The following is a 23,835-nucleotide window of genomic DNA, read 5'->3' on the forward strand; positions in this document are numbered from 1 at the left end:
TAAAATTTATTCTGATTTTGGTTGTACATTGTACGCAGATCAAGCTACCCCTTCTCTATAAAACCACAGTTATTTTTTCTTATCACCTGTATTATGAATTAATGTATATGCTTCTTTATTTAGCCCCTTATATTACCAAACGTTGACCAAAAAATAAAAATATGGTATGTTTACTGTAGATTAGATATATATTGAATGCATATCCAATATATATAAAGTATAGTACTTAACTGAATTGCATAAACTAAAAAAGACGAGATGCTGTCAACATCTCGCCTTATAACTGCTACTGTCAAGGTGGTTGTTATTATGCATTATCTTTTTCTTTTAGGCCCACGCTTGAACTTTGGTCGGTGAAGCGAGGGTTTTTTGTTGTCTTTTTTTTCAAATTGCTTTTTCAGTGCATATGCTGAAACCTCACGCACAACTGCTCTTGCAATTTCTTTTAAAAGTTCAAACAAAAATTCCATGTTATATCACCCCCTTTCCTCCCGAATGGAAAGAAGGGATAATAACAAGCCCACCTTCACACGATATACAGTTATACTTCTATTTTACCATACTTCTACACTCTAAAATAGCAAATTCGTCCAATTGAAGCCTAATCATAATCTTATAGTTTAAGAGTTTAACAAGAAATTAGTTTACTATAATCAAAATATGTAAACTTAAATGTTTGATTTTTTTTATCTTGTAAATTTCATATAAAGCTTTGTACTCAACCTATTAATAGGTTCATTTTTAATTGCGTTTCTCATTTCTTTTTGTACTCTTTTTTCATCTAAAATAAACCTCCTTTAAAATCAAATCTTAATTTCCTTTTATTAACTTTAAATTTATATAAAACCTATTTTAGAAATTTTAGTAATTTATACAGAGGTTGACGTGAAAAACGACCTCTCAAATTCCTCTCTAAGAATCAATAGCTGTTCAGTTAATGTAATTATATTCAACGGTTTAAAAACCTCTTAAAAACGTAAATAGACCCCTTGTAACGTTTTTTCGTTTTTTGGAGTCTATCCTCTTTGGGAATTCTATTCTTCTATGTCTTCTTTTACTTCGGCGGATAAAATGTCTTCAGCAAACTTCTTGTAGCCATTATATCCTTTCTTTTCAGCCTTTTTCTTTATTGCTTCTAAAACTTTTTCATCAAGGTATAGGCTTAAATGCTGCTTTTTTTCTTTTAATTTCTCCTTTGATCTATTTTCAATTCTTTCTTTGAAAATTTCCAAATCGGATTTTAAGTATAATCGTTCAGTAGATGTCCCTTTAGCAATCTCTTTAAAAGGCAATATCCCATCTTTAGCTGCATTATGAACGTATGTCTTAGATTTGTTTAGAAATTCAGCAGCTTCTTTTAATGTCAAACAATCTTTGTATAATTCCTCTAGCTTTTTTACATCCTCTTTTTCAAAGCAATATCCCCCATCTGCTTTCCAGGTAGCCAGATTAATAGGTTGGATGTGTTTATACCTAATTAAATAGCCTAATTGATTTTTTGTTAGACCTACCCGATCGCATACCTCTTCTAAAGATAAATAGCTCATATCTCACCTCATTCGAAACTTTCACTCTAGCTGTTCTTTAAATTTTCTTAGTTGATACTTTGTTAAACCGGTTTCTTTCACTACATCTGTGATTGAGTACTCCTTATACTGCAAATACTTAAATGGATTTTCCATATAACGTTCTCGCACCTTATTAAATGTACTCTTTTTCGATAAAGAATTCAATTGATCTCCTTTTTCTCGGATGGAATCGAAAACGGGACATCCTTTACAATGTTTGTAGTTTCTTTGTTTTGCCTGTTCTTGCTCATCTGTACAATTCACTGATAGGTTGTTCAGAGGGCAAATTGAACAATGGGTACTTTCTAATTTATGGATTTCATGTAAAATTTTCAGACGAAGATGAGTCAAAAAAATCTCCTCCTACCGCATTTGGATTGAAATGTACAAAAAAATAAATTTAATATTTCCATTATACATCACCTAAACAGAAACGTTAAATTTTAAGGTGAAAATAATATTTTAATCATTTAAGTTTATACCACGGTAAATTATGTATTTATTGTGGTATAATTAGAATCATTAAAATCTATATAAAAATATATGTTTATTATTTCATTCTATAAAAGGTTGTGTTTAAATTTGAATATCATAAATTACGAACATAATAACCAAATTGTAAAATCAAAATCGGATTTTTTTGATAGCAGTCATTTTGAAAGCATTATGGATTTGGGTATCCGTAATATTGACTACTCGCAATTAAGCGAAGAATCATTGGTTTATTTATTTTTTCACGATGAGCCTTCTTTAACGAAAAAAAGAAGTGAGCGAACAAAACAACAGTATCTGCATGATCTTTCTCATTTTCTTCGTTACATAAAAGAAACAATCGGAACCATCCAGGAGTTATCCCATAATGAGATGGAAATCTACTTCTATGAATTAAGTAAGAAATATGCGGCCACTACATTACGTAAAAAGAAAACAGTAGTTCAGCAGTTTTTAAAATATGTGCATGATAACAACGGACTCTCAGACAACTTTAGTAGTCGCCTTAAAAAAGTATCCGTAAAAAAAGAAGAACTGGTCAATCGTGACCTTTACCCAGAAGAAGTTAACCAGATATTAGATGAACTAAAAAAATCCAACTATTTTGTTTACACTGCATTTTTCCTGTTAACTACAACAGGACTACGAATTGAAGAAATCGCAACTGCTAAATGGGCAGATTTGGTCTTTCATTCATCTTTAAATGCCTATCTACTTCGTGTCGTTGGTAAAGGGAATAAAAGTAGGGAAGTTCGCATCTTTGAAGATACACTGGATGCTTTATGCCATGTTCGAAGTTTACGTAAACAAACAACAGAACTAGATGCATCGAGTACCTCCGCTTTTCTCCCTAAAGCTGATGGATCAAATTATCGAGCGGACTATCTCTCTTCTCTTGTGGCTAAAAAAATAGAAGAAATAAATTTAGATTTTCTGCGTTACCGACAGGATAGAATCACTCCTCACACTTGTAGGCATTTCATGGCTAATTACTTAATGGAAAAGGGTGTTGAACTAAAAAAAATAAGGGACTATTTAGGGCATGAATCTATCATGACTACAGAACGTTATTTAAGAGAGCGTACAAGACGTCAAAACTTGGCCACAATAGATATAGGAAATTCATTATTTTAGTAAGTATATATAATAGGAAGAAACTCGATTTAATGTTTCGATTTCTTCCTGTTTTTTTGCTCATGGAATTCTAATTATTTCTCTATCATCATAACATTTAAACTAATTATTACAAATAAAATTAAAATATGACTTATTATTAGTCATTAGGACACAATTTACCTTTTCTGTTTTACACTAACTTTATAAATCAGAAAGGAAAAGGTGATGATATGTCCCATCTAAGCAAACGTCTTGCTGAATTGAGAAAAAAACAAGGATATACCCAATCCGATATATCACATCGCCTAAACATTGCCCGCACTACTTATGCAAATTGGGAATATGGGAAAGCTGATCCTGATGCAGATTCCATCATGAATCTTGCTGAAATACATAATGTCTCCATAGATGAACTATTCGGGCGAAATGCACCCCTAGAAAGTAAATTAGAATTAATTAAAGTAGCAATATCCGATTTGCCTCCACAAAAACAGCAAGAAGTGTTAGAGGTTCTTATTGAATACACCTACTTCATAAAAAAGCATTTTGCCAAATGAATGTAAAATTATTTTTCAGCATATTTTATATGATACGTGAGTTAAGTGCACTTGTTTAATATTAGCCTGTAAAAAGGGGCTACACATTTTCAATGCCCCGCCCTCGCGGAATAATCATTGGAAACCCTGTGTTATCAGTAGATTTGATAACACAGGGTTTTTTGCAACTTTACTAACAATATAGTTTAAAATTTTGATTTCGTATTAGCTATCAGTTTGTGAATAATTCACAAACTTTTCCTGTATTTCGAATTTGATATTTAGGAAATATCCCTAAAAACAACGAATGCGATTGCCTCCTATGAGACAATCGCATTCTAATTATTTAAAGGTTAACCCATTCCACTTCCAGGATCACCCATTCTAGCTAATAATTGTTCTGAATCTTTTTTTACTAAATTGTTTGGTTGCTCTTTACTACCAACAGCAGTGTAAACAATTCCTGCTGTTAAAAAAATACTTGTTACTACAAATAGTAATTTCTTCATATAGCACCACCCTCGTACATTATACCACTTCTATTAAATTCTACCACTATTTTTTTAGGGAATCTACAATAGAACCTATTACCAGCACACTCTAGTAACACAATCGACTTTTCAATTAATGAAATATCATTCTTCGCTATTCCTAAATAACAATATTGCATCGGTGTTAGCATCCCATTTTTCTTGTCTAAATCACTCAGGATCTCAACTGCATTTTTGTAATTCCCCTTAATGATTTCTAAAAAAGACTTTTCTGCAGAATGATATATAACTATATTCTCTAATTCTTGCTTATTTACTAACTTAATAAAAGCATATGTGTTAAGAATTGATAGCTTTCTTTGCTTTTCCCTTTCAAAATTACATGCTCCCAGCTGCTTCAGTGCCTTTTTCATATACCAAGATGCACTATCATAGCAATCGAAAGTATATGACTCTGCTATATACGCAAGTGCGGATGCCCTTAAAAGATGGAAACAATCTTTAGAATCATCTATTGCTAAAATCTCCTGACACACACTCCTACATATTTCAAGATTATCTTGTACTAAATAGGCATATGCTAATCCTTCTTTAATCCTGCCAAGATAAGATGACCTAATGAAACTATCAGTAATTGCATCTACATCTGGAAGTAACATTTCAGCATATTTGAACAGAGAATTATAGTTTTCTAAATCATACATGGTGTAGTAAGTTAATATACCACATAAGACCTTCATCTCATTTGTCTTAATTATCTTACTACCTTTATGATCTTCAAGCTTAGATAATAATTCCTGCTTTTTAATTGTCCCATTACTTCTAAGTAATACCAATTCATATACATAAGCCCATTCCCTATTCATTGCAAGTGAAGACTTTCTTTCCTGTTCTACTAATAGCTTAAGAAGTGATAAATCACCTTTTGCATTGGCGTATTCCATAGCAATCCTCAAGTTCTTCTTGCTTGTTGTGACAGAACAGAAGATGTGTAGCATCTTTCTTTGTTTATCAATATCACCCGCATACAATAGCTTCAATAATTTAATTAAATTCCAAAATCCAAATTGATTTTTCCCCGTTAAATTCTTCGAAAGCGTTCCTGAAGAAATACCGATTATTTTAGCGATATCCTCTTGATTTTTCCTTTGGAAATCAATTTCATCAATAATTTTACTCAAGAATTTGTTTAATGTTTGTTCTGAAATTTTATCTTCTCTCTTAAGTGTTTCATTCATAATATTTTCCCTTCTAAAAAACAAGAATTCCCCAATATCCCTCAGTATATTTGTAACATCCAATATCGTTATATTCGATTCTAATATAATTATATCGAAAAAAATGTCGTTTTTTGTCGATATAAAAAGATAATTAAATATGCAATTCTGCATAATCGCAATGTAATGCAAACGAAAAGGACTCGAATAATTCGAATCCTTTTTTACCTATTTCTTAACTTCAGCCCATTTATAGTTAAATTCCCCACCAAAATCATTCGTTACAATTCCGTTAATTGAAGAACGTTGTAAGTATGATCTACCTGGTTGATAGAATGGTGCGACTGCTCCATCCTCTAATAATATTTTCTCTGCTCGTTTCATTGTCTCCCAACGAGTATTTTCATTACCAGCTAAGTCTGTTTTCACTTGATGAATTAGTTCATCATATGCCTTATTTGAATACTTATCAAAGTTATATGTACTATCTGTCGTAAACAAATCTAAAAATGTAATCGGATCAGGAATATCAGGAGCCCATACATCAACTCCTAAATCATAATCACTATTCAGCAGCAATTGAATTTGCTGTTTACGTGGCTGCGTTTTAACATGCACCGTTATCCCCTCTAAATTCTTTTCTAGTTCGCCCTTTAAGTACTCCGCATTTTTCTTGGCTATTGCATTATCACTTGTTAACAATTCTAGTGTTATCTGTTCTTTTTTAAGTTCTTGCTTTGCTTTTTTCCAGTTCTCTTTCGCTGCATTTACATCATCTTTTATTAATTTCCCATTTTCTTTTCGGAAGTCTTTTCCGTTCGAACCTTTAGCGAACTCAGTGGGTATAAAACCATCTGCAGGAAGAGATCCATTATTTAACACTGTATCTACAAAGGCTTTCTTATTCATCGCCTGACTAATTGCCAAACGGACATGTTTATTTTTTAATACTTCATTTTTTTGATTCATACGTAAAAACTGCATAGTTACTTCAGGTCGCTCTTTGAAATCAGAACTATTTCTATATTTATCTACAAACTCACCTGTTAGTCCTACACGGTCAATTTGACCTGCTTCATATAAATTAATTTCTGTTGACTTATCTTTCACAATATCAAAGTTAATTTCGTCTAATTTCACTGTTTTAGTATCCCAATAATTCGAATTTTTTTTCAACTGAAAACCTTGTTCATGCTTCCAATTATCCAATGTAAACGCTCCGTTATAGACCAATTGACTTGCTTCTAAGCCATATTGCGTTCCTTGTGATTCAAAATACTGCTCGTTAATAGGTAAAAATGTTGCAAACGTTGTTAAATTAATGAAATAAGGGACAGGCTGCTCTAATTGCACTTCTAATGTTTTATCATCTATTGCTTTTACCCCTAACTGATCTATAGGTAGCTCTTTACTATTAATTCTCTTTGCATTCTTAATATCAAAGAATAAAAACGCATATTCTGCCGCTGTATCAGGATTCACAGCACGTTTCCAAGAGTATACGAAATCTGCAGCTGTTACAGGTGTTCCATTTGACCATTTGGAATCTCTTAGATGGAATGTGTATGTTTTCTTATCGTCACTCACTTCATATGATTTTGCTACACCAGGAATTACTTTGTTATCTTCTCCTAGTATGTACAGGCCTTCAAACACATTCCGCATTACATTCATTGATTCACTATCCGTTGCCTTCGTTACATCCATTGTTGGGATCTCCGCTATATACGGTAAATGAATGGACTGTTTTGTTTCATTCTTGTTAGTTGCTTTTGCATTATTTTTTGTCTCTTTTTCTTCACTACTGCAAGCTGTTAGTAGTAGACTTGTTCCTATAATAGCAGCTACAACTGATCTAACTCTTTTAAACATCTAACTTTCTTCCTCTCTATATGGACGGTTTATTTAATTAGATTATCTTTATATTTCGCTTTAAGGAATATAAGAATATACAATTCATTCTCTAAAGGTATTCAGTTGCCTTTTAGCATCATATACGCCATACCTAAACATTAAACCTCTTATCACTTTACCATTAAAACCGTAGCATTCTAGAGATTATTGTGTCAATCATTAAATTTATTTTACACTTGGTATTATTCTTTTCAAAAAATATGCGAGAGACAAATAGCGCATATTGTATTTTGGGGTAACTTGTTACTTATAATTACATACTATAATACGAAACTTTCAAATACAAAAACAGAATAGTCTTGGTTGTAAAAGCACTTGCGGAAACAGGTGCTTTTACTATGTAACATTTTAATAGGAACAAGCATATAGTAAAGTATGGGACAACCCTCCGTTGTTTCACATTCACTCATGATTAACTCCTTAACAGATTAAGAGCATCTATTAGCGTAGGTGCTCTCTTTTTAATATGTAATACACTTTGTGTACTATTCAATGTCAAAAAGAAAAGCCATCAATATAGATGGCTTTCCTTAATTATATGCAATAGGAAGAACGAACTTACTTAACTAATTGTTGTTGGATTTGCTTAATTAAAAGTTCAGCCCCTTCAGGACTTAAAACGATTTGACCATTTGCCAATGATATATTTTTTTCTGAAATATCACCAGTTATTGCACAAGCATCATAAGTTTTGTATTTCTGTAAAATGATCTTTTCTTCTTCTACAAATATTTCTATAGGATCTTTTTCTGCAATTCCTAACGTTCTTCTTAACTCTTTTGGAAGAACAATTCGCCCTAATTCATCTATTTTTCGTGTAACACCTGTTGATTTCATGTTTATACCACCTTATATTTTTTCTATCTAATAATCACATATGAACAAGCGTATTTAATGATTTTTTTGGTATCCTATGCATGCAATACTACAATTATATCTCTAAATTCCTTTTTCGTCTTTTATCTTGTTTTCTCTTTCTTTAGAATTTAGCGTAGGTCATTATTTTTTCAGCCTACTTTGGACGCGTTATAATCCGTGATATAACGTGTTTTCTTCCTATACTTATATATTCCTTTTTATAATTAAATTGTTAGAGATTCTATAGAAATGCTATTATATATCTAAGAATAAGTTATTTCCGTTTTATTAAGTAAAGGAGCGATTACTGTTGAAAATGACAAAAGGAGATGCAATACTTCGCTTACTGACAGAAATTAAATTAGAACTGAAAGAAACAAAAGAGGCTATTGAAAAACTAGATGAGAGAATAGCTAAAATAGAAAAGCAAACTCTTCCAACAAATATATCTAAACCTGATCTAAATACTCGAAAAGAAAAAGATTGGAAATATCCTTCTAAGATGAAATAAATCAGAGGGATATTTTTCTTTTAGAATATGTGGAAACAAGTAGAACATAAAGAATAGGTATCTTTAATTAAAAAATCAATATATATAAGTACAATCTATGTAATGAATACATTTTAATTTCTTACTACCTTACAAAATTATCCCCTAGCTCTTACTAGGGCTTTTTCTATGCACACTATAAATTGCATCTTGTGTACACACACGTTATAATAGTCACCAAATTACATATAACGAGGTGCAAAAAATGAATAAGACAGAATTAACAAAAGTAGTAGCAGAAAAAGCAGTACTTACACAAAAAGATGCAGCTGCAGCAACACAAGCTGTATTAGATACGATAACAAGCGCTCTAGCTAACGAAGAGAAGGTACAAATTCTTGGATTTGGTACATTCGAAGTACGTGAAGATCTGCACGTACAGGACGTAACCCACAAACAGGTGAAGAAATGCAAATTGCAGCTTCAAAGGCACCTGTTTTTAAAGCTGGAAAAGAATTAAAAGAGGCAGTGAAATAATTACACATAGTCCAAAGGGTTTGATATTCATATCAGCCCTTTTTACTATTGCACTTATACATAAGTTTCATTTGCAGTTATATAGTATGTTATAACTTTACTGTTGTATTGAACTTTTAACTGATAATCTTGCATTTTTATTTAATTTCATGTTAATTTCACAAAAATAAGTACACCCACTAATGAATGTACTTACTTCCAAAACTTCCACCATGATTTCCTCTTTGCAGCTGCTATTTCTTCCTGAGCTGATATAATAGTACGTTTTGCTTCTTGAATCTCTCTGACCATCTTCATAAGATTATCATCCCTTTGCTCTAACCTCTTTTCTATCCTTTCTTCACGTTCCTTCCGATCTTTCATATCCTCTTCGATCAATTTATTTCTTTCATCCATACGATCACCTAGTCTCTTTTCCATTTCTAAAAGTTTTGCTTGCTGCATCTTATTAATTTCTTCTATCATAGCGCTATATTGTTGTTGGAATTGATACTGTATTTGATAAGGAACTGAATCTAATCCCTGGGATTCCTCTTTCATATTATGGATTCCAAACTGCTTCGCAATCCTTTTTGCAGCTTTTTCTAAAGTCATACCATCTTGCTTACTCAACTCTACTAACTGTTCAATAAGTACAACATCAAACTCTGAATATTCCCTTCTCCCTCGATTATTTTTTCTTACATCATACCCTTCACGTTCAAGGACATCCGAATACTTTCTAAGTGTGCTACCACTTACCCCTAAACGAGTATATACTTCACTGCTGGTATATACTACCTCTGCTTCTGACATAGCGCTACGCACCTCCTATAAGGGGAATTCCATATCAAACCTCTAATACCTCTTAATATTCATCGACGAAGCTCGCGCGGTCCTTGCTATGTTTTGTCGAAATAAAAGAATTTAAAAATAAAGTCGGGATGAGTATAATGACCAACATGCAGAAAAAAGGAGGAAATACTATGAAAAAGAAAAAGGCACATAAGGGCGTACCGCCAGCATTTCGGAATAAAACCACGCTAAACAAAAAATAAAATAAGCCATCCATTTGGACAGCTCATTTACATAATTATCGATTTTTATTTATCACAGACTACATAAACCTTAGATTAATTTCTCTGTAGCAATTTTAATGTTCTATACATTGAATCAAAGAAATGATGAATATCTTCTTTTTCAATTATCCAATCGCAACTCGCATCATCAGATAAATCTGCGCGCGTTTTTCGCCAAGGGTACTCCATATGTGTTAAGTCTTCTAAAAATTTCGCTTCAAATTTACTATATTTATCCCATATCCAATGTAATATACTCAACTGATCAGATGTTAAACCTAAATCATGGATAGATACATTAAAATCCTTATCAATTCTCTTCGAGCCATATGATTTATAGCGATGATATAAATCAGGAATTACCGGACCATGTTGCCATGCTTGGAAATTATCTTCAAATAAATCGTGTCCAGTGAAAGCGTGGCTCCATCCCTGAGCAAAATACATTAATTTCTGAAGTTTTAAAGGAGAAACTCTTAAATCGTCTTCATCTTTCTCATTAAATTCTTGCCCTTTTATAATAAAAAACTTCTCTACTGATTCTATAGAAGTCATTTGCCATTCATCATCTATATTTTCTATATTTAATAAAGTAAGCCTATCATCTAATCCCTTTAATAACTCACCCGATTTTACTGTATCTAATAAAAAAGATAACCTTTCTTCAAGTGCTTTTTTAGGTTTATCTTCAAGTTCATCACGATAATTATCAAATGCTCGTTTCATCGCGCGTGGATCTAAATATGTTTTAAAATGAGTATCATGTTTTTTTGTCTGTAAACTTCCATGTTCATATCGAGAGATAGTAGCCGGGCTCCATCCAATTAATTTAGCCATTACACGCGTACTAACCTGATAAAGTTCCTTACGAACATAATAAAAATCTTCTGCTTTTAGCATATCTTTCTTTTCCTGATATTTACGATAAATCTTATTATAGTTTCTATCTGTTAATTCATCGTTATCTGTGTACTGTCCACATTTAGTACACTCATAACGTTCAGCATCGTATATGATAGTTTCGCCGTGCAATTCAACTTTATCTTTAACAATTTTATGTTCAACCGGAGTTCGTTCAAAACAATGAACACAGAATTTTAATTGTAACGTCATATCTTTTTCCTCCTGTTTTTCATGCCCCCTCATGATTCCTTGAGGGGGTATGTGATTGTACGATCTGGTTCATGAAAAGAAACACAACAGGTAAAAGGACCATCATTGTCTTCAATAAAACTAAACTTAATATAAACTTCCATCGTTTTATTTCCAGTAACAACCTTTCCAAATTCCCACATATCACTACTTCGCAATCGTGGGGGAACATTACTGCTACCATTTGGATTTGGTCCTCTGTAATAATCTTCATAAGTTAGTTCTTCTTCAACAATCCGTCTTACATCTGCGGGTCTAAATCCTAATTCCAACAAAGTAGCTTCATTCTTATCTCTTTGTGCTAAAAGGATAAAATGGTCATTTCCCCGATTAATGCAATCAACAATCTTCTTTAAAATATCTTCAACCTGGGCCTGTGTAGCTCCGTTGAATGCTGCCAATAAAACCACATCCAATATTAAGACTAGTGTTCTCAGTCATACAATAATTTATTCAAGGATAACACTTTTTGTTATCCGTTAATAACATTTTATCATAAATTATAAACATTTGATATAAAAACAGAGCAAAACAATAAAAAATAATTACTTCATTTTTTCGTTCTATGGACTTATACATTTTTTATACATCTCTATTATGGCGCGGTTTTTGGTTTCTCGTTTGTTACTGAATTAGCCAAAAAACTATATAAAATTTCGCATACTCTTAGCGTGTTTTTTTCCGAAATGCTGGCGGTACCTCATAAAAGAAAGAACGAATTAAACTTAAAGGCTCGTTTTTGGGGATTTGAACTCTTCTTCAAACATTTATATTTAAATTATATTTTTAAAACCTCTTTATAAAAGAACGTAAGTTCGCATATAATAAGATAGGAACAGACGTTCTTTTATTTTAAGGAGGAATCACAGTGTATGACTATTCAATCCTACCGAATAGGATCATCTTATGTGTTGATTTACGAAGTTTTTATGCTTCAGTAAGCTGCATTAAAATGGGATTAGACCCAATGCATACAAAATTAGCTGTAGTAGGTGATGTAAATAGAAATGGTTCAATCGTTCTAGCTGCAACACCACCCTTAAAAGCCCTGGGCGTAAAGAAGATGGCAAGGCTCTACGAGATTCCTCGAAGAAAAGATATTCTTGTTGTGAATCCGATTATGAGTACCTACATAAAATGCTCTAATTACATAACAAAGTTAGCTTTACAATACGTACCCATCGAGGATTTCCACCAATATTCATGCGATGAATTTCTGTTGGACGTTACGGATAGCATTCATTTGTTTGCTAACGATCCCTATGAATTTGCTTTGAAATTCAAACGTGAAATATATGAACATACACGCATTGAATGTACCATCGGAATTGCTCCGAACCCTTTAATGAGTAAGGTTGCTTTAGATATTGAAGCAAAGAAGAACAAAGAAGGAATTGCTCATTGGAAGTATGAAGATGTCCCAACTAAATTATGGAGCATACGACCACTTAATAAGTTTTGGGGCATTTCGTACAAAACAGAAGAAAAATTGAATCGAAAGGGGATACATTCTATTGGGGATTTAGCCAATTCCCCCCTTAAATACTTGAAACAAAGCTTCGGCAAAATTGGAGAGGAATTGCACTTACATAGCAACGGCATCGACTTCAGCCGTATTTCGGAGAAATACGTCCCTGCTACAACTTCAATCGGAAAAAGCCAAATTCTAATGCGTGACTATACAATAGAAGAATTCCCAATTGTTCTATTGGAACATATTGAAGAAGTCTGTTATCGCCTTAGAAGACAAAACAAACTTGCTCAAACAGTTCAATTTTCTGTTGGTTATAGCAAGAGTTATAACGGCGGGATTAAAAAAACACATACTTTAAGCCGACCGACTAACCTAACAATGGATATTTATAAGATTTGTACATACTTTTTACATCAACAATATACTGGAGAACCTATCCGCAGCATAAACATTTCTCTAACGAATCTAATTCGAGAAGGGGAGGAACAAATTTCTCTTTTCGATAATGTCACGCAACGAGAACAAGAAGTAAAACTAACAAAAGTAATGGATGAAATACGCACAAGGTTTGGGAAGAACAGTATTCTACGAGGGATTTCTTACACGCATAGCGCTACAGCTAGACACAGAAACACATTAATAGGAGGCCACAAATCATGAATAACGCTAATATGCCAAAGGGAAGAGGAATGGTAAAATTCACCCCGTTCGCAGCATTAACAGCACAGTTTGACGGCATACGTGAAATCATTAAGGAACAACACAAAGTAACCCGTCCGATCTTAACTACTGAAGAAAAAGAGCGAATTGAAAATATGCTAGTATGTTCCTTATTTTCTGAAGAGGAAATATTAATTACATATTTTGAAGACGGTTATTTACTTTCAGGCTATATGACTGTTGTTGATATCGATCCACCAAATAGTGCTGTTATATGTACCGATGCTTTTTATAACAAGATGAAATTACAATTTTATAATATAATAGATGCAAAATAGAATGTATTTACGTAAACACATTTAAACGATTATGAAGGAGTGTAAACAATGCAAGAGACTCAAATAAGAAAGAATGCAGCAGGAGCAATTATTCATAACGATATCAATGCCTACCCCTATTTAAATATACCAATGATTATTAATGAAAAAGATGGAATGATTTATGAAGTTCTAAGTACTGGTTTTCACACTAATGATACAGTAGGAATGCTAACAACGGATAGTTTTGCTACAACCAGGGTAAATGCACCGATTATAACAGTGAAAAACAATGAAGGTAGTATTCAAGCATATCGCTTACCTTTAGAACTAGAACATTGGGTTCTTTCTTGTATGCGTGCTGCTTCAGTAGAAAAAAATCCGTTTCCATGTAAAGTTGCTTTTGGAATTATAGACAAAAAATATCATGTTGAATTCAAATAAAAAAGGTCTGCTTATTCAGCAGACCTACCATCAATTATAGCTTTATATTTTTTTGCCTGTTTCAATGTCCAAACAGGTGTAGAAGCAAGGATCTGGATTGGATTAGGTAATAACGGCCTTACTTTCTTCCCATCTCGTTGTCGAGAAAACTTTACGCTTAAACGTGCTTTATCCCAGCCCAGTATCTCAGCAAATTCTTTTAAACCAACGAGAGGGGGAACTACTCCCCCAGTTCATCACTCCACGTTTGATAAAAGCCACCGCCAACCGTTTCGAGTACATTATCATCCTCTTGCGGGGATATTCCATACCAATATGCGGTTGTTATTACTTCACCATCTAAAGTTTCAATTGTGATTTTTTCTTGCGTGTAAGCTATTCCTTCTTCAGCAACTTTCTTCGCTTCACTTAAATCACTTACCTCAACTTCTTCTGTAACACCAGTATGATAGTTTACAATGTATTTTTCCATTTATAACATCCCTTTCAAAAAGTGATAACTTTGTTATCTTTATTATAACCAGAATAGATAACTTTGTTAACACTTTTTACTTATATTTATTTCATTATTTTTCAGGAAAGAGCAAACCAAACAAAAAGGTCTCCCGCTACCCTTCTTAAAAACAGAATTTTCAGTTTATTATTTTTCAACAGTAACAACACCTTAAAATTCTGATAACATGATAAAATTATGGAAATATATACTAATAGGGTGAGGGGATCAAATATGAATGTTCAAACTGTCTCCAAAGGAGAAATAACAAATCTACTAAACAATTGGTATCAATCCATCATTTCACAACATGTACTAAAATCCACGAATTACAAGAAAGAAATTGATAGTAAGATTCATCAAATCGAAGAAGATCAAAATATACTTATCTATTATTCATTACTAGATTTTAGATATAAGTTACTTACACATGACGTTAAAAACTATAAAGATAGTTTAGAAAAGATAGATTGTATACCTGATCAAGCAGACAACTTTCTAAAATATTATCATAGTTTTTTTAAAGCAATTTATTCAATTAATATGGGAGATTACACTTCTGCTAAAGAGCAATACGAAGAGGCTGAAACATTATTAAAGGATATTCCAGATGAACTTGAAATAGCTGAATTTAATTATATGTTTGGTTCTTTCCATTATCATATTTATCAGCCGCTACCAGCAATCAAATATACTACAAAGGCAAAGGAATTATTTTCAAAGCATGCAGGTTATGAAATCAAAGTTGCAGCTTGTAATAATACACTAGGACTTGCTTGCACTTCCCTTGGACAGTATGAAAGTGCAGAAGAACATTTCCTTGCAGCTTTAAGTACCTTCAACAGACAAAACGAGGATAAACTATCAGCAAAAGTGAAACATAATTTAGGGTTATTGTATGCAGATCAAAACCTTTCCGAACTAGCAATTAAATACCTAAATGGATCACTTGTAAATAACCAAAAAACATTATTCTTATTAGCACAGGAGTATTTCAAATTAAATAATAAAAACGCTGCTAGATTACATATTGAAAATGGATTGAAGATTTCAAATGAAGAGTACAATCATCATTTCAATATCCTAAAAGGATTAAATGACAATCTAAGTACAGATGACTTTGAAGACATCATTTTGGCAGGAATTTGTTATTTCAAGAAAGAAGAGTTATGGAAATACGTAAAAGATTATTCCGCTATTTTAGGCAATAAGTTTTACGAATTAAAATCATATGAAAAAGCTAGCACGTATCTACATATGACGAACGAAGCTGATAAAAAGGCTTCAGAGAAAGGAGCTTTAAAATAATGAAAAAATCTCTATTAATTTTTGCTATTGTCACAAGTTTTTTATCTTTCAGCTTCAGCAACACTACAAATTTACAATCTGTATCAAAAGAAAAAGTAGATTTTGTTCAATATGCACATGGTGAAACTATTTAACAAAATAAAGTACTAAAAAGTTATGTCATTACCCCTTATAATGCGTAACACAAATAATCATTAACAAAATAAAAAGAACCCAATATTGAAGTGACCCCTGTCAAGTAGACAGTATTCAAAAAACACAACTAAGCAACCTGAGTTCTATATTTATATGGACTCAGGTTATTTAGTTTCTTTTGGAACCTTTGGTGATTATAAAAGTGTATATATTTGCGCACAGCAAACTTAACCTCATCAGCTGTGCGGAAAGAGTATAAATGAAAACACTCTGACTTAAAGTGACTGAAGAAGCTTTCTATACAAGCATTGTCCCAACAGTTTCCCTTTCTGGACATACTAGCCTTCATCTGATATTTTTTGAGTAGTTGATTATATTGACGAGATGTGTACTGGAACCCCTGATCACTATGCAGGAGAATCCCTTTCACGTTTCGTTTTTTTCTTGCTTTTTTAAGTGTGTCTAGTACTAGTTTTAGGTCATTTCTACGGCTAATTTCATAGGCAACAATTTCATTGTTGTATAGGTCTTTAATAGCGGATAAGTACAATCTCTGTCCATTGAAAATCAAATAGGTAATATCTGTTACCCATTTTTCGTTTGGTTTGGAAGCTTGAAAATCCCTGTTCAGATGGTTATCTGAAATCACATAAGCTTCTTTCTTCCCGTAATAAGGTCGTTTTCTCCTAATAATAGCTTTGATACCTAGTTCACCCATCAACCTTTGTATACGTTTGTGATTAAAATGAAGGTTATAAGTGGCTTTCAGCCAAACTTGTACTCTCCTGTATCCATAAATCCCTTTAAGTTTTTTATGACACTCCAATATCTTCTTTTTTATTTCGGTATCTTCCAATTGTTTTTCAGAAGGCGTCAACTGTCGCTTAATCCATTTGTAGTACCCACCTCTAGTTACTCCAGCGATATCACATAGAATGGTAACTGCATAACCTTTTTCTGATAGCCCTTTGATGGCTTCAAACTTCCTCGTTTTTGGTACAGATTCCACTCCTCCTTTTACATCCCTAAGAGCTTTTTTAACATTGCATTCTCCGCTTCTAATCGTTTCATTTTAGCTTCTGGATCTTCTGGATTGTTTTTTGGTCTACCTATACCTGGACCTTTCGTTTTACCACGTTTTTCTTCTAGTCCTTTGATACCTTCAGCTTCAAAGTGTTTCACCCAACGTCTTACTACCGAGTGATCAATTCCTAATTCTTTAGCAACCGTTTTGTATCCCATTCCTTCTTTCAAGTATAAATTTACTGCTTTTTTCTTAAATTCTATATCATAAGTTACTCTAATTTTGCCCATAGAAAAATCCCCTCCATAGTAAACAGATTAATGTGCTTTCTTTTTACTGTCTACTATAAGGGGATCATATCATATCAAGGGTTCTTTTTATTTTTGCTTGCTGCTCTTAAACATCAAATTAATTATTACTAATTAGTTTGATCAAAACGGTGCTGCGTTTTTTTTCCATTACTACATCCCCCCTCTTTCAACAATAAGCTTTTTTAGTAGAAAGAGTTAACATAATAATATTATTATCGATTTTTATTTTTGGGTTTAAGGATATACCTTTTTATGAGAAAATAAAACTATAAAACAATTAATCTTTAGAAAGTTGGCGATTCTATGTATGTTCCTGGTCACATTTCTCGTGAAGATGAAGAAAAAATCCCTTCCTTCTCTAGCCATGACGAAGCTCGCACTTGGTTTATAAATAAGTACGGTAGAACTTTTCAACTAGTAAGCTCTGAACTTATTGATAACCAAGAGTGTTATTTTTATTACTTGATTTTAGATGAAGAAAAATTTACTAAAGGTCAAGAGATTTTGCTAAAGCATGGAATGCTTGTAACTTCAATGGAGTACTTAGGCAGTTATCAAAGTATCGAAATTTTTGAGGACGGTAGAATTCATATTGTTCATTAGAATCAGGGGTATTCACATTTAGGTATGTGAAATTATATATACGGAGGGTTCTCATGGATATATCTCTAAAAGTACATAAAAATCAAGATCCCCATAACGAAGCCATTAAAAATATTTCTACCGTTTTTAAAAAAAAATGGATTACAAGTTACGACTACACAAAACAGAATATCCTTCATTATCAAAGTAAAAAGGTACCTGGCCAACTATTTACCAACCAAACCATAAAACCGATTCTATACCTTACCAAATTAACTCATGCCGCTTTATACGAAGATCACAACCTAGTATCCTCTTTTCTCACAAAAGAAGATGTAGCATGGAAAGAAACTCTGAAATACAATGAAAAAGGCGGCTTGTGTATCTACGCCAGTGTTTTACTTTATTATTTATTGCTAAAAACAAATGAAGTATCGAAAAATAAATTATCTTTTATGCAAGGATTTTATCACCACGAATTTCATAAAAACCATTTCTTGAATAATATTTACCAAAATGGTGCATTCGGACTACATTCTTACATTCTATTTGACGGATACCTAATCGACACTACTATTCATCAAATTGCATTTAACTATTATCCTGGTGAACATACAGAATTTAGTTTCATAGGCGAAACTACTGCTGGAATCAATTTATACGGATTTAAAGAGACGAACAAAATCGTTCACAAATATGCAAAAAAAATTGCTAGAGAGTCCAACATGACAATTGAGGAATGGATTGAATACCACCATTCTAGAATGAATAAATTTAAAAACTGAATTTTCTCAACATTTATTACACAATTCTTAAGATGTTTTCCATAAAGTGAATACTATATGATTAGCAAAAAGTCTTTAAGATTCTAATAAAAAACGGCATACTATATTCACTTTTTCTTATAGTAATATCAAACACTGATATGTCTTCATTAAGGTCCAATAGCATCTCTTTGACTAACACCCAAATAATTACCATTTCTTTCTCAATAACGTAAAAATCCCTTTTATTGTAAAATGAAAACGAACTAGTTTAAAACAGGGAGTAGAAAGGGGAATGGGAATGAATTTCAAAAAAATCGCGGGGACTTCAATTTTGTTAGTTAGTTTATTGTTTTCAAGTACATCATTTGCAGCTACTGAAAAATCGCCAAATTCAAAACCGATTAAAACTACAGCAGCATGTTACGATCAACATAATCTTAAACTTACACAAGAGAACCTATCCTTTGATCAATCTGAAAAAACCCAAGAGTTCGCCCCAATTAATCAAGAGAAATTATTACAAGAAACAGGATGGGAAAAACCAACACCTAACGCCCAAATCGAGAAGGTTATTCGAGTATCTTCAATAGAAGACGTTCAGAATTCTTCTAAAGCTCCTTTAGCTGATTGGGATTGGCTCGTAGTTAAAAATGGTATGGAAAGAGATGGTTGTGGTCTAGTAGTACGTGCAAGAACTTCAGGAACTGGTGATCCAGCAAGCGGAAAATTAATATTAGAACAATCAGTTAAAGTCTCAAATTCTTATTCATCGAATGTCAGCGTTTCGGCTAAAGTCGTTTCAGCTGGCGTCGGATATAACGTTGGAGCAGAATTTAACAGAACAGCAAAACGAGAAGTAGATACTGCTGGCCAAAATTATCAAATAGTTGCTTATGACGATTTCAGAATCCAACCATTCGATGTATATTTCACCAAATTATTCAAAGGAACAGCCTATAGACAAGTAGGATTCTGCTTCGTAGTTTGGAAGTTATAATATAGAAAGTGAAAAAGACCTTAGATTTTAAAGGTCTTTTTCACTTTTTTGTATAAATAAAGTAAGAAGGGGGAGATAATAATGAAAATATCTGGAGCAATTCTTATACTATCTGGAATTCTACTTTTCGGTTTCACTTATATAGCGGCTGCATTTTATACAAACTCATTAGATGAATGGGATAAGTCATTAGGTAAATTTTTTACAGCTTTTAATGAGATACATGGTCAAAAATTACTAATCCTCTCCATTTCCTTTATTCTCGTTGGACTTTTCCATTTATATTATAAAAAAAAATAAACTGACTTGTTTGTTGAATTTCATTACAAAATCCCAAACACTCATTCGAATAACAAAGAATGGTGTTTGGGATTTTGTAATGTAGGACAATTACACTCAAACCTTACGTCTATTGGTCCTCACCGCAAATTACAGTCTCTATATTTGACAATAGTTTTTCTTTATCAACAACAAGAGGAAGCGAGAAATCCGCAGCACTTTCTATATCTTCTCTTCTATATCGAATTAATGATTGTATTTTTATTTTCGAGATACCTTGTTGCTTTAAATATCGATACACCTTTACTTTATATCGAAACTTCATGTTAAGATCTTCTATACCATCCAATAAGTCTTTAAGACTATATAATTTTATAGGGAACTCACTAACCTTAAATTCGTTAATTCTGTTTCCGAATATAGAAGATTTGCCTGCTGTAGCGTTAGTTTCATACATTTTTTCGGTAGTAGTTTTTTTCTCTTGATTCTTGGCTAATTCACCTAATTTTTCTTTGGCAGTGGGGCTTAATTCATCTAAATAATAACGGTCCCGATCCCCCAATAAAAACGAATTTTTCAATACAAATTGTTGAAATCCCACTCGTGAAAATAATTTTCGTTTTATGAATAACTCAATATATTTACTTTCATCTTTATGTGTAAATAATGCCTTATTTGCTACGAAGTTGATATATATATGATGAACGTATGGCGCTATATTCTTTTTCATCAATTGTCATATTAAAATCTTCTTCTATCAACCCTAAGTACAAATCTGCTATCGATTCTAAAGTTTGTCCCTCGCCATTTATTTTAACTTGAAACTCACTCTCCACTTACTTCCCCCCCTAATAACAATTATATAAATAAGCATATCATTATCTATTATATGTTTCGTATAAAGGTAACTTATATATGAAGATGCTTTTTATAACAATAACATGATGAAACTGCAATTTTCTAATATAATAGATGTAAAATAGAACAAATTATTGTTAACAAGTTAGGTTCATTTAAAGGAGTGTAAAAATGCAAGGGAATCAGTTAAGAAAGAACACAGCAGGAGTAGTTATTCATAATGATATTAAAAAATACCCCTTACTAAATATACCTATGATTATTAATGAGGAAGACGGAATGGTTTATGAGGTATTAAACGCTGGTTTTTACACCAATGATGCAGTAGGGATGATATCAACGGATGATTTTGCTACAACTAGGATAAATGCCCCAATTGTTACGGTAAAAAACAATGATGGTAGTAATCAAATATACCGCTTACCTTTATAAATGGAATATTGGGTACTTTCATGTATGAGCTCTGCTTCAGCAGGAAAAAGCCTGTTTCCATGTAAAGTATCTTTTGGAATTATAGACTCAAAATTTCATGTAGAATTCAAGTAAAATAAAAACAAGTATGACACAGATCATCAATTTTAATGATAACTATTGTAATTTTCATTTGAGTACTAAAAGGTAGAGTCTCTCTTATTTCTACCTTTTAGTTTGATCAATAGCTTTCAATACGTCTTATTACCTTTCATTAACACGCTATTATTATATAAATGTCATTTCTTTTATATTAAATTTGCTGGTCATAATTACCCTCAATTTTTCAACTTGTAATTTCTCTATTAGATTCTAATATTTCTAGACATTTCTCTAAAAAATCTTTTTTATCATAGTCTGTAATCTGTTTATTAGACTTTAAAATTTTTAAGCATTTTTCTAAAATTTTCTTATTATCCTGGTCTGGAACCTGTCTATTAGATTTTAAGATTCTTAAACATTTCTCTAAAACTTCTTCATTATCAATAATAACAATATGCAGTTTGTTTCTAGCTCTTGTCACCATCTGATAGAGCATTTTTGTACTATCGTAGTAGTAATTCCTTTTACTTGTCAAAAATTTCCCGTCATAAACAAAATTAGAATCTATTACAACAACTACATTATCAAATTCCTGTCCGATAACACTATGTGCACTTTCATCTTGCGAATTTTGATAAAACTAATAAGGATAAATGCTACGTAAACCAGGTGTATAATTTATTGCTTTCCACCCCTTATCTGAAAGCACCCTTAAATAATTACTCACCAATGAAGGTTCTGCGAAATATCGTAGATCAATATTTGTATAGCTAAAATTGGGATTTCCCTTAGATAAATCAAATAAATTCTTTATAAATGCTGATAGTTCCTTATTTATTCTAATCGTATCAGTTAGCGAATAATGTTTATGAGAAACTTTATCTTCAATAAACCGAGGGATTTTTCTTTCGATCTCTCCTTCAGAAAGGCATTGGATAGGATCATAAGAAAAGATACATTTTACATTTGTATCTTTTATTTTTTCTAATAAAACCTCTAATTGATGTGTATATATTCGTTGAGTCTCATCTATGATTATAATGTCATACTCACTTAAAGTATAATCTTCATAGTCTTTAATAGATGTTATCTCCCAACCATGATTTCGGAGAATTTGTTGTCCAGCATTTAATGCTCCACAATGAATAATAAGAACTTTTTTTCCACTATCTCTAAACGATTTTGCAATATCATAAGTAAGAAGTGTTTTTCCTGTTCCAGCGTGACCCTCAATTGAAATATAAGATGGATCGGTATTTGTATCATAGCTTAGTATTTCTTCTTTAGTTCTCTGCTGATGTTCATTCAAAAAGTACTCATTATCTAAAAACCTATTTGTAGAATTAAATGGAGAAACAAAATACTGAGAGGGGCTAAAGTATTCATTTATATCTCCAATTTCACTTACTACTTGTTTCTTTAGATGTTTTACTAGAAAAGCCATTTCTACCTCTACAAATTCTTCCTGTTCATTTAAATAAAAAAGTTGTTTTTCTGAGGAAACATAAGTAAATTGCAAAATTTTTTTTCCTTTAAAACCAAGGTAGTATTTATTTCTTAAAAGTTGTTTTTCCATTTCTGGTCCAGTATTTTCACTTTTTAGCTCAATATTTATAACATTATCTTCTCCAAATCGTAAAAGATCAAACTGTCCACTAATTTGATTAATTCTATATCCAACATAGAACCCATCTACAATTCTTGCACTTTCACGAATAGAGTGTAACTCCATTACTAAAGAATTTATATCTTGTAATTCAGCATCATCAATATCGATTCCGAAGCTGCTTTTATATGATTGAAAGATGGTATCACCTAGTTTACTTTTAGCATTAACTAAAGATAAAAGATTAATAGGTTGCATTTTAATTATTCCTCCTACAGTAATATAGTCATTAATTTAAGATATTTATAAAATAACATAATTTGTATTTTCATAGATATAATAATTTTACAATATATAACTATCCAATATATCACAGATACGTAATATATGTTCAAAAAGGCACACCTTTAGACAAAGTATACTTTTCACAGCATAAACTACTTCAAAAGGTATCAAAATGTACTTAAGATATACTTCATAAGTACACACACTTTTTGAGATGTGTTTGTTGAATGTTTTTATGCTTATTGGAGGAGGATAGTGTCCCTATCAGTTGGATACACAACAGAGAATCCCCTTGTTGGAGTAGTGACAGGGTTCTTACTATGAACCGCAAAGTAAATGAATAAAGCACTAAA

At 32.1% G+C, this 23,835-nt stretch carries 28 protein-coding genes and 2 pseudogenes; 13 read left to right on the forward strand and 17 right to left on the reverse strand.

Annotated features, from left to right (window positions below; translation table 11 throughout):
• Positions 1 to 314: 314 nt before the first annotated feature.
• The 3 genes from QCI79_RS29355 to QCI79_RS29365 all read right to left on the reverse strand — a co-directional run bounded on the left by QCI79_RS29355 (position 315) and on the right by QCI79_RS29365 (position 1,919).
• Complete coding sequence (locus QCI79_RS29355; protein WP_000394774.1) at positions 315 to 470, reverse strand: hypothetical protein; 156 nt, start codon at positions 468 to 470, stop codon at positions 315 to 317.
• Positions 471 to 1,034: 564 nt separating this feature from the next.
• Positions 1,035 to 1,547: a helix-turn-helix domain-containing protein gene (locus QCI79_RS29360; protein ID WP_021728226.1), complete on the reverse strand. Its 513-nt coding sequence runs from the start codon at positions 1,545 to 1,547 to the stop codon at positions 1,035 to 1,037.
• A gap of 21 nt (positions 1,548 to 1,568) precedes the next feature.
• Positions 1,569 to 1,919 carry a zinc-finger domain-containing protein gene (locus QCI79_RS29365; RefSeq protein WP_048549461.1) on the reverse strand — a complete coding sequence of 117 codons (351 nt, stop codon included), beginning with the start codon at positions 1,917 to 1,919 and terminating at the stop codon, positions 1,569 to 1,571.
• Positions 1,920 to 2,150: 231 nt separating this feature from the next.
• Between QCI79_RS29365 and QCI79_RS29370 the strand changes: the two genes are divergently transcribed.
• Together QCI79_RS29370 and QCI79_RS29375 are read left to right on the forward strand one after the other, a co-directional pair.
• Positions 2,151 to 3,194 carry a tyrosine-type recombinase/integrase gene (locus QCI79_RS29370; protein ID WP_021728143.1) on the forward strand — a complete coding sequence of 348 codons (1,044 nt, stop codon included), beginning with the start codon at positions 2,151 to 2,153 and terminating at the stop codon, positions 3,192 to 3,194.
• Between the two features lie 212 nt (positions 3,195 to 3,406).
• Positions 3,407 to 3,733: a helix-turn-helix domain-containing protein gene (locus QCI79_RS29375; protein WP_042991667.1), complete on the forward strand. Its 327-nt coding sequence runs from the start codon at positions 3,407 to 3,409 to the stop codon at positions 3,731 to 3,733.
• A gap of 332 nt (positions 3,734 to 4,065) precedes the next feature.
• On the opposite strand, the gene QCI79_RS29380 is transcribed toward QCI79_RS29375, so the two are convergent.
• The 4 genes from QCI79_RS29380 to QCI79_RS29395 all read right to left on the reverse strand — a co-directional run bounded on the left by QCI79_RS29380 (position 4,066) and on the right by QCI79_RS29395 (position 8,171).
• Positions 4,066 to 4,221, reverse strand: coding sequence for a hypothetical protein (locus QCI79_RS29380; RefSeq protein ID WP_021728145.1), 156 nt, complete (start codon positions 4,219 to 4,221; stop codon positions 4,066 to 4,068).
• A complete protein-coding gene (locus tag QCI79_RS29385) occupies positions 4,218 to 5,441 on the reverse strand; it encodes an AimR family lysis-lysogeny pheromone receptor (protein WP_021728146.1) in 1,224 nt (407 codons plus the stop codon). Before QCI79_RS29385 ends, QCI79_RS29380 begins: the two co-directional genes overlap by 4 nt.
• Positions 5,442 to 5,648: 207 nt before the next feature.
• The gene (locus QCI79_RS29390; protein ID WP_021728147.1) at positions 5,649 to 7,292 is read right to left on the reverse strand and encodes a peptide ABC transporter substrate-binding protein; all 1,644 of its coding nucleotides are present in this window, start codon (positions 7,290 to 7,292) and stop codon (positions 5,649 to 5,651) included.
• Between the two features lie 600 nt (positions 7,293 to 7,892).
• Entirely contained in the window at positions 7,893 to 8,171 is a 279-nt protein-coding gene (locus tag QCI79_RS29395) for an AbrB/MazE/SpoVT family DNA-binding domain-containing protein (RefSeq protein ID WP_000843047.1), read from the reverse strand.
• Between the two features lie 337 nt (positions 8,172 to 8,508).
• Here QCI79_RS29395 and QCI79_RS29400 point away from each other — a divergent pair, with 337 nt between their 5' ends.
• Positions 8,509 to 8,703: a hypothetical protein gene (locus QCI79_RS29400; protein WP_003308768.1), complete on the forward strand. Its 195-nt coding sequence runs from the start codon at positions 8,509 to 8,511 to the stop codon at positions 8,701 to 8,703.
• Positions 8,704 to 8,947: 244 nt separating this feature from the next.
• Positions 8,948 to 9,219 (forward strand): annotated as a pseudogene (locus QCI79_RS29405) (HU family DNA-binding protein).
• Between the two features lie 192 nt (positions 9,220 to 9,411).
• Here the strand turns inward: QCI79_RS29405 and QCI79_RS29410 are convergent.
• The 3 genes from QCI79_RS29410 to QCI79_RS29420 all read right to left on the reverse strand — a co-directional run bounded on the left by QCI79_RS29410 (position 9,412) and on the right by QCI79_RS29420 (position 11,839).
• Positions 9,412 to 10,014 carry a DUF3967 domain-containing protein gene (locus QCI79_RS29410; protein ID WP_021728149.1) on the reverse strand — a complete coding sequence of 201 codons (603 nt, stop codon included), beginning with the start codon at positions 10,012 to 10,014 and terminating at the stop codon, positions 9,412 to 9,414.
• A gap of 317 nt (positions 10,015 to 10,331) precedes the next feature.
• Complete coding sequence (locus QCI79_RS29415) at positions 10,332 to 11,390, reverse strand: type II toxin-antitoxin system antitoxin SocA domain-containing protein (RefSeq protein ID WP_021728150.1); 1,059 nt, start codon at positions 11,388 to 11,390, stop codon at positions 10,332 to 10,334.
• Between the two features lie 29 nt (positions 11,391 to 11,419).
• Positions 11,420 to 11,839 (reverse strand): type II toxin-antitoxin system MqsR family toxin, encoded by a 420-nt coding sequence (locus QCI79_RS29420; RefSeq protein WP_002061732.1) that lies wholly within the window; start codon positions 11,837 to 11,839, stop codon positions 11,420 to 11,422.
• A gap of 458 nt (positions 11,840 to 12,297) precedes the next feature.
• On the opposite strand from QCI79_RS29420, the gene QCI79_RS29425 reads away from it, so the two are divergent.
• From QCI79_RS29425 to QCI79_RS29435, 3 genes are read left to right on the forward strand one after another with little or no spacing between them, the layout of a single operon-like run.
• On the forward strand, positions 12,298 to 13,563 hold the full coding sequence (locus QCI79_RS29425; RefSeq protein WP_021728151.1) for a Y-family DNA polymerase: 1,266 nt from the start codon (positions 12,298 to 12,300) through the stop codon (positions 13,561 to 13,563).
• Positions 13,560 to 13,901 (forward strand): YolD-like family protein, encoded by a 342-nt coding sequence (locus QCI79_RS29430; protein ID WP_021728152.1) that lies wholly within the window; start codon positions 13,560 to 13,562, stop codon positions 13,899 to 13,901. The genes QCI79_RS29425 and QCI79_RS29430 overlap by 4 nt, the downstream gene beginning before the upstream one ends.
• A 48-nt stretch (positions 13,902 to 13,949) precedes the next feature.
• The gene (locus QCI79_RS29435) at positions 13,950 to 14,324 is read left to right on the forward strand and encodes a hypothetical protein (protein WP_021728153.1); all 375 of its coding nucleotides are present in this window, start codon (positions 13,950 to 13,952) and stop codon (positions 14,322 to 14,324) included.
• A gap of 220 nt (positions 14,325 to 14,544) precedes the next feature.
• On the opposite strand, the gene QCI79_RS29440 is transcribed toward QCI79_RS29435, so the two are convergent.
• Entirely contained in the window at positions 14,545 to 14,796 is a 252-nt protein-coding gene (locus QCI79_RS29440) for a hypothetical protein (RefSeq protein ID WP_021728154.1), read from the reverse strand.
• Between the two features lie 255 nt (positions 14,797 to 15,051).
• On the opposite strand from QCI79_RS29440, the gene QCI79_RS29445 reads away from it, so the two are divergent.
• Positions 15,052 to 16,125 carry a Rap family tetratricopeptide repeat protein gene (locus tag QCI79_RS29445; RefSeq protein ID WP_033699745.1) on the forward strand — a complete coding sequence of 358 codons (1,074 nt, stop codon included), beginning with the start codon at positions 15,052 to 15,054 and terminating at the stop codon, positions 16,123 to 16,125.
• Positions 16,126 to 16,387: 262 nt separating this feature from the next.
• On the opposite strand, the gene QCI79_RS29450 is transcribed toward QCI79_RS29445, so the two are convergent.
• Complete coding sequence (locus QCI79_RS29450; protein ID WP_000446736.1) at positions 16,388 to 17,269, reverse strand: IS3 family transposase; 882 nt, start codon at positions 17,267 to 17,269, stop codon at positions 16,388 to 16,390.
• 8 nt (positions 17,270 to 17,277) lie between these two features.
• A complete protein-coding gene (locus tag QCI79_RS29455; RefSeq protein ID WP_000516529.1) occupies positions 17,278 to 17,574 on the reverse strand; it encodes a transposase in 297 nt (98 codons plus the stop codon).
• 324 nt (positions 17,575 to 17,898) lie between these two features.
• On the opposite strand from QCI79_RS29455, the gene QCI79_RS29460 reads away from it, so the two are divergent.
• From QCI79_RS29460 to QCI79_RS29475, 4 genes are all read left to right on the forward strand, one after another.
• Positions 17,899 to 18,198, forward strand: coding sequence for a hypothetical protein (locus QCI79_RS29460; RefSeq protein ID WP_021727943.1), 300 nt, complete (start codon positions 17,899 to 17,901; stop codon positions 18,196 to 18,198).
• Positions 18,199 to 18,251: 53 nt separating this feature from the next.
• Complete coding sequence (locus QCI79_RS29465; protein ID WP_021727944.1) at positions 18,252 to 18,962, forward strand: hypothetical protein; 711 nt, start codon at positions 18,252 to 18,254, stop codon at positions 18,960 to 18,962.
• 280 nt (positions 18,963 to 19,242) lie between these two features.
• Positions 19,243 to 19,941, forward strand: coding sequence for a hypothetical protein (locus QCI79_RS29470; RefSeq protein ID WP_023901257.1), 699 nt, complete (start codon positions 19,243 to 19,245; stop codon positions 19,939 to 19,941).
• Positions 19,942 to 20,022: 81 nt separating this feature from the next.
• Entirely contained in the window at positions 20,023 to 20,241 is a 219-nt protein-coding gene (locus QCI79_RS29475; RefSeq protein WP_021727946.1) for a hypothetical protein, read from the forward strand.
• Positions 20,242 to 20,350: 109 nt separating this feature from the next.
• Here the strand turns inward: QCI79_RS29475 and QCI79_RS29480 are convergent, their stop codons facing one another.
• Positions 20,351 to 20,950 carry a hypothetical protein gene (locus QCI79_RS29480; RefSeq protein WP_021727947.1) on the reverse strand — a complete coding sequence of 200 codons (600 nt, stop codon included), beginning with the start codon at positions 20,948 to 20,950 and terminating at the stop codon, positions 20,351 to 20,353.
• Positions 20,892 to 21,056 (reverse strand): hypothetical protein, encoded by a 165-nt coding sequence (locus QCI79_RS29485; RefSeq protein ID WP_165495930.1) that lies wholly within the window; start codon positions 21,054 to 21,056, stop codon positions 20,892 to 20,894. The genes QCI79_RS29480 and QCI79_RS29485 overlap by 59 nt, the downstream gene beginning before the upstream one ends.
• Before the next feature lie 193 nt (positions 21,057 to 21,249).
• On the opposite strand from QCI79_RS29485, the pseudogene QCI79_RS29490 reads away from it, so the two are divergent.
• Positions 21,250 to 21,624, forward strand: a pseudogene (locus QCI79_RS29490) (hypothetical protein).
• Positions 21,625 to 21,835: 211 nt separating this feature from the next.
• On the opposite strand, the gene QCI79_RS29495 reads toward QCI79_RS29490, so the two are convergent.
• Together QCI79_RS29495 and QCI79_RS29500 are read right to left on the reverse strand one after the other, a co-directional pair.
• The gene (locus tag QCI79_RS29495) at positions 21,836 to 22,126 is read right to left on the reverse strand and encodes a hypothetical protein (protein WP_228225097.1); all 291 of its coding nucleotides are present in this window, start codon (positions 22,124 to 22,126) and stop codon (positions 21,836 to 21,838) included.
• A gap of 105 nt (positions 22,127 to 22,231) precedes the next feature.
• Positions 22,232 to 23,455 (reverse strand): ATP-binding protein, encoded by a 1,224-nt coding sequence (locus QCI79_RS29500; protein WP_021727950.1) that lies wholly within the window; start codon positions 23,453 to 23,455, stop codon positions 22,232 to 22,234.
• Positions 23,456 to 23,835: the final 380 nt, after the last annotated feature.

Origin of the sequence: Bacillus cereus group sp. MG1, assembly GCF_040460035.1 — a bacterium.
GTDB classification, from domain to species: Bacteria; Bacillota; Bacilli; order Bacillales; family Bacillaceae_G; genus Bacillus_A; species Bacillus_A cereus.

Bases quoted from the DNA above. Each gene is read 5' to 3' on its own strand.
- QCI79_RS29355 (WP_000394774.1), bottom strand. From the start codon at position 470: ATGGAATTTTTGTTTGAACTTTTAAAAGAAATTGCAAGAGCAGTTGTG.
- QCI79_RS29360 (WP_021728226.1), bottom strand. From the start codon at position 1,547: ATGAGCTATTTATCTTTAGAAGAGGTATGCGATCGGGTAGGTCTAACA.
- QCI79_RS29375 (WP_042991667.1), top strand. From the start codon at position 3,407: ATGTCCCATCTAAGCAAACGTCTTGCTGAATTGAGAAAAAAACAAGGA.
- QCI79_RS29380 (WP_021728145.1), bottom strand. From the start codon at position 4,221: ATGAAGAAATTACTATTTGTAGTAACAAGTATTTTTTTAACAGCAGGA.
- QCI79_RS29385 (WP_021728146.1), bottom strand. From the start codon at position 5,441: ATGAATGAAACACTTAAGAGAGAAGATAAAATTTCAGAACAAACATTA.
- QCI79_RS29390 (WP_021728147.1), bottom strand. From the start codon at position 7,292: ATGTTTAAAAGAGTTAGATCAGTTGTAGCTGCTATTATAGGAACAAGT.
- QCI79_RS29395 (WP_000843047.1), bottom strand. From the start codon at position 8,171: ATGAAATCAACAGGTGTTACACGAAAAATAGATGAATTAGGGCGAATT.
- QCI79_RS29400 (WP_003308768.1), top strand. From the start codon at position 8,509: ATGACAAAAGGAGATGCAATACTTCGCTTACTGACAGAAATTAAATTA.
- QCI79_RS29410 (WP_021728149.1), bottom strand. From the start codon at position 10,014: ATGTCAGAAGCAGAGGTAGTATATACCAGCAGTGAAGTATATACTCGT.
- QCI79_RS29415 (WP_021728150.1), bottom strand. From the start codon at position 11,390: ATGACGTTACAATTAAAATTCTGTGTTCATTGTTTTGAACGAACTCCG.
- QCI79_RS29430 (WP_021728152.1), top strand. From the start codon at position 13,560: ATGAATAACGCTAATATGCCAAAGGGAAGAGGAATGGTAAAATTCACC.
- QCI79_RS29435 (WP_021728153.1), top strand. From the start codon at position 13,950: ATGCAAGAGACTCAAATAAGAAAGAATGCAGCAGGAGCAATTATTCAT.
- QCI79_RS29440 (WP_021728154.1), bottom strand. From the start codon at position 14,796: ATGGAAAAATACATTGTAAACTATCATACTGGTGTTACAGAAGAAGTT.
- QCI79_RS29445 (WP_033699745.1), top strand. From the start codon at position 15,052: ATGAATGTTCAAACTGTCTCCAAAGGAGAAATAACAAATCTACTAAAC.
- QCI79_RS29455 (WP_000516529.1), bottom strand. From the start codon at position 17,574: ATGGGCAAAATTAGAGTAACTTATGATATAGAATTTAAGAAAAAAGCA.
- QCI79_RS29460 (WP_021727943.1), top strand. From the start codon at position 17,899: ATGTATGTTCCTGGTCACATTTCTCGTGAAGATGAAGAAAAAATCCCT.
- QCI79_RS29465 (WP_021727944.1), top strand. From the start codon at position 18,252: ATGGATATATCTCTAAAAGTACATAAAAATCAAGATCCCCATAACGAA.
- QCI79_RS29470 (WP_023901257.1), top strand. From the start codon at position 19,243: ATGAATTTCAAAAAAATCGCGGGGACTTCAATTTTGTTAGTTAGTTTA.
- QCI79_RS29475 (WP_021727946.1), top strand. From the start codon at position 20,023: ATGAAAATATCTGGAGCAATTCTTATACTATCTGGAATTCTACTTTTC.
- QCI79_RS29480 (WP_021727947.1), bottom strand. From the start codon at position 20,950: ATGAAAAAGAATATAGCGCCATACGTTCATCATATATATATCAACTTC.
- QCI79_RS29500 (WP_021727950.1), bottom strand. From the start codon at position 23,455: ATGCAACCTATTAATCTTTTATCTTTAGTTAATGCTAAAAGTAAACTA.